The 3934-nt window shown below is 59.0% G+C and carries 3 protein-coding genes and 1 pseudogene; all 4 read left to right on the forward strand.

From position 1 onward, the window contains the following. Positions 1 to 668 precede the first annotated feature (668 nt). Complete coding sequence (locus tag BG52_RS10185; protein WP_051588092.1) at positions 669 to 2237, forward strand: 2-isopropylmalate synthase; 1569 nt, start codon at positions 669 to 671, stop codon at positions 2235 to 2237. A 405-nt stretch (positions 2238 to 2642) separates the two neighbouring features. Next, positions 2643 to 3506: a helix-turn-helix transcriptional regulator gene (locus BG52_RS10190; protein WP_223298981.1), complete on the forward strand. Its 864-nt coding sequence runs from the start codon at positions 2643 to 2645 to the stop codon at positions 3504 to 3506. Between the two features lie 31 nt (positions 3507 to 3537). Then, positions 3538 to 3696 (forward strand): DUF2087 domain-containing protein, encoded by a 159-nt coding sequence (locus tag BG52_RS15430; protein WP_317628394.1) that lies wholly within the window; start codon positions 3538 to 3540, stop codon positions 3694 to 3696. 6 nt (positions 3697 to 3702) lie between these two features. Then, positions 3703 to 3934: pseudogene (locus tag BG52_RS16120) on the forward strand (sigma-70 family RNA polymerase sigma factor); the annotation flags it as partial.

Genomic DNA, 3934 nt, shown 5'->3' on the forward strand with positions numbered 1-3934 from the left:
CTTGTGTCTAGCTTGCCAATATACCATACGGTACCGCCAATGCTGCCTGCTACAAGTACAAGCCAAGCGCCGCCGCAGAAAAATAATCGAATTGACAGAATATTCAGCGGATAATATAATGATCATCAATACTTCACAACACTCATACTTTTCAAATGCGATGAGCAGGAACAGTAAGGACGATCCGGGAACGAACGGGCGGCGGACAGCCGGTCGGTCGGCAGAGAGCTGCGGGACGGTGCGACGCAGACGATGGATGCCTGAAGCTCGCCTGGGAGCGGAACGGTTGAACGAACGGCCTGGCCGCACGTAAGACCGTTACGGCTTACCCCCGTGACCGGGTGCCGGCGCGCGGCAGCGTCCGGCCGACGACGATCGGCCAGGACGGATACAGCCTGCGCGCCGGCGTGAGCGGACCGCGCCATCCAAGGCGGTTAACGAGAGTGGTACCGCGGCAGTCACATACGACCTGTCGCCTCTTCTGAACAGAAGAGGCGACAGGTCGTTTTTTGTTTTTCCGGCAACAGCCGCCGGCGTCGGGGCCACGCTTGCCCGTCAGTAATTCGCACCGAGTTCGCGCTTGCGCCGAAGGAGGAGCAGATCCCGTGCGACTAACATCTGAGCGGGCACAAGAAACAACGGTGTTCAAATTTAAGGAGGAGGATAACATGGCTATGAACAACGAAAAAACGAGAATCGCCATATTCGATACGACGCTGCGCGACGGCGAGCAATCGCCGGGCGCTTCGCTCGAGCCGGAGCAGAAGATCATCATCGCCCGCCAACTGGAGAAGCTGGGCATCGACGTGATCGAGGCGGGGTTCCCGGTATCGAGTCCCGGCGAATTCGCAGCCGTGCGGCAAATCTCACGCGAGCTGCAGGGCGTCGAGATCGTCGGCTTCGCCCGTGCCGTAAGAGGCGACATCGACGCTGCCGTGCAAGCGACGCAGGACGCGGCGCGCCGCAGGCTGCACCTTTTTATCTCGTCGTCGGACATTCACCTGAATCATCAGCTGCGCAAATCGCGCGAGCAGGTGATCGGCATCGCCAGGGAAATGGTCGCCTACGGCAAGCAATTCGTCGACGAGATCGAATTTTCCGCGATGGACTCGACCCGCTCGGGCATGGAATTCGTCATCGAGCTGGTGGAAGCGGCAATCGGCGCCGGGGCGACGATCATCAACCTTCCGGACACGCTCGGCTATGCGCTGCCCGAAGAGTACGGCGAGCTGTTCCGCACGGTGCGCCGCGAGGCCAGGGGAGGAGACCGCGTCCGTTACAGTGCGCACTGCCATAACGATCTCGGCATGGCCGTCGCTAACAGCATCGCCGCGATCCGGGCGGGGGCGACGCAGGTGGAAGTGACGGTCAACGGCATCGGGGAGCGGGCGGGCAACGCCGCGCTGGAGGAGCTGGTCATGGCGATCGAGACGCGCAAGGAAGCGCTGCGGGCCGAAACCGGCATCGACACGGCGGAAATTTACAATTCATCCCGGCTCGTCAGCCGGATGATGAACTTCCCGGTCGCCTACAACAAGCCGGTGGTAGGGCGCAACGCGTTCCAGCACGAGTCGGGCATCCATCAGGACGGCCTGCTGAAAAACCGCAGCACCTACGAGATCATGGATCCCGAAGCGATGGGCATTCCCCGCAGCATGATCATCCTGGGCAAGCATTCGGGGCGGCATGCGATCAAGCACCGGGCAGCCGCTTATGGCATCTCGCTGAATGAGAAGCAGATGGAGGAGGTGTACGAGAAGTTCAAAGCCGAGGCCGACGAGCGGAAAATCGTCACCGACGACCAGCTGCTGCGGATGATCGGCGAGGCTGCGGATGAGTACGAAGACCCTTATACGCTGACGGATGTGCAGGTGCTGTCCGGCACGCAGCGGTCGCGAATCGCTTCGGTCACGATCCGCGACCGGGAGGCGGGCACGGAGAAGATGTATTCCGGCATGGGGGCTGGACCGATCGAGGCGGTTATCCACTGTGTGCAACAGGCAATTCCGGTTGCGGCGGAGTTCGAGGATCTGGAGCTGCATTCGTTGTCCACAGGGGAGGATGCACGCGGCGAGGCGGTCGTCACGATCGTGCACCGGAAGGAGCGGTACCGCGGGACGGCTGTGCATAATGATATTATTTTGGCGGCGGCGCAAGCCTATATCGGCGCATGCAACCAAGCGGTGCGAAGCGGTTCGATCCGGCGCGCGGAGTCCGCAGGGGAAAACGCCGGGTAAACCCGTTTTACAGGCGCAAAAGTAAAGGTTGTGCACAAACTTATCCACATATCCACTGAAAGTTGTGTATATAGCTAGCAATCCCGCATCGGAACTGTCTTTCCCGAATTTTGCAAGCGGGGATATTTTTTTCACAGCTTATCTGTGGATAATGTGGATAATGTGTGCAAACTTTTTCGTAATACTCTGAATTTATCGATAATATGAACGAAGTGTTAATCCGCGCGGTTTACAAGCCGTCAGTATCGCGTGAATTGCTCCACAATTTATTGGTTTCTGTGGATAGCTCTGTGGATAACGTGGATAGTTGAGCGGAGAGCGGCAAGCTGCCGAGCAATCGTTTGCAGTGCGCCGTCCATCTGCTAAAATACAATCATGAGCCAAGCCAACACACGAAAACTCACATTGCTGTCACCGCCTTTGCCTTACTTTATCGAATCCGACCGCGTTACTTACATCCCCGGCGACGAGCACCCGAACCGGACCAATATCGGCGCTTTTGACCTGCTGTTCGTCAACAGCGGCGCGCTCCATATCGGCGAGGAAAGCCGCCGCTGGACGGTGGGAGCCGGCCAGATGCTTATTTTGCGACCTGACCGCTGGCATTACTCGACCGCGCCGTGCAAGGAGCAGACGGTGTTTGACTGGGTGCATTTTCAGACGTCGGGTCCTTGGGAGGAAACCGACCGTCCACACGGAGGAGCGCTTCACGGCGATTATTACGTGTTCCCGATCCGACTGCAGAAATATGCGGAGCTGCCTTCACCGGCCAGGGCGCGGGAGACGTTTGCCCGGCTGCATGAAGCGTCCAGCGATTCCTCCCACGCCTCATTCTGGGAGCGGCAGCAGCTTTTTCTGCGGCTGATCGAGATGCTCGACGAGGGCTGGCGCGCCGATTCGGCCCCTACCTCGGTCGGCGTTGCGGAACGGGCGGCTGCTTTTCTGAAATTGAACTACCGCAATCCGGTTACCAATGGCGAGCTCGGCGATGCGCTGCAGCTTCATCCGAATTACATCGCCCGCTGCATGACGGAGGTGTACGGCTGTACGCCCCAGCAATACATGCAGTTGTACCGGCTTGACCAAGCCAAGCTGCTGCTTCAGAAGACCGATTGGCCGGTCGCGAGGGTGGCGCAGGAGACCGGATTCCGGCAGACGCCGCACTTCTCGCGGGTTTTCTCGGAGCATGCCGGCATTGCCCCGCTCCAATACCGCAAGCAATATATGAAGGAGGAAGCGGTTCGGGCGGCAGAGCCTGACCAAAGATAACGGTAGGCGTCGTTTCAATGGCCGTTTTCCTATCGCCGCTTCGTTCAAGCTGCGCCGCCGTTATACCGAGAAGGAAGTGAACGAGCTGCTGAAGCGCGTGTACGCGAAAGATTATGTGACGCTTCGGCGGTATTTGATCGAATACGGCGGTAGGGCGCCCGTAATGGGTATTATGGACAAAAGGCGGTGATGCGGAATGCTGCATATAACGAACGGCGATATGGCGGCGGAATTGCTCGGTCAATGCGGACTGGACGGGCAAGTGCTGCCCTGGCGGGAAATGTGGATCGACGGGCCTGCGCGCATTCAATGGGACTCGATGAAAGCGATCGAAGAGCGCGCCGTCTATTTTGAGCAGGCGCTCGGCATCCCGAGAGAAACGTTCGAGCGAATCTGCTCCGACCAGCTCGGCCGACTGACGGCAGCCG

The sequence above is a fragment of the Paenibacillus darwinianus genome (assembly GCF_000598065.1).
GTDB classification, from domain to species: Bacteria; Bacillota; Bacilli; order Paenibacillales; family Paenibacillaceae; genus Paenibacillus_I; species Paenibacillus_I darwinianus.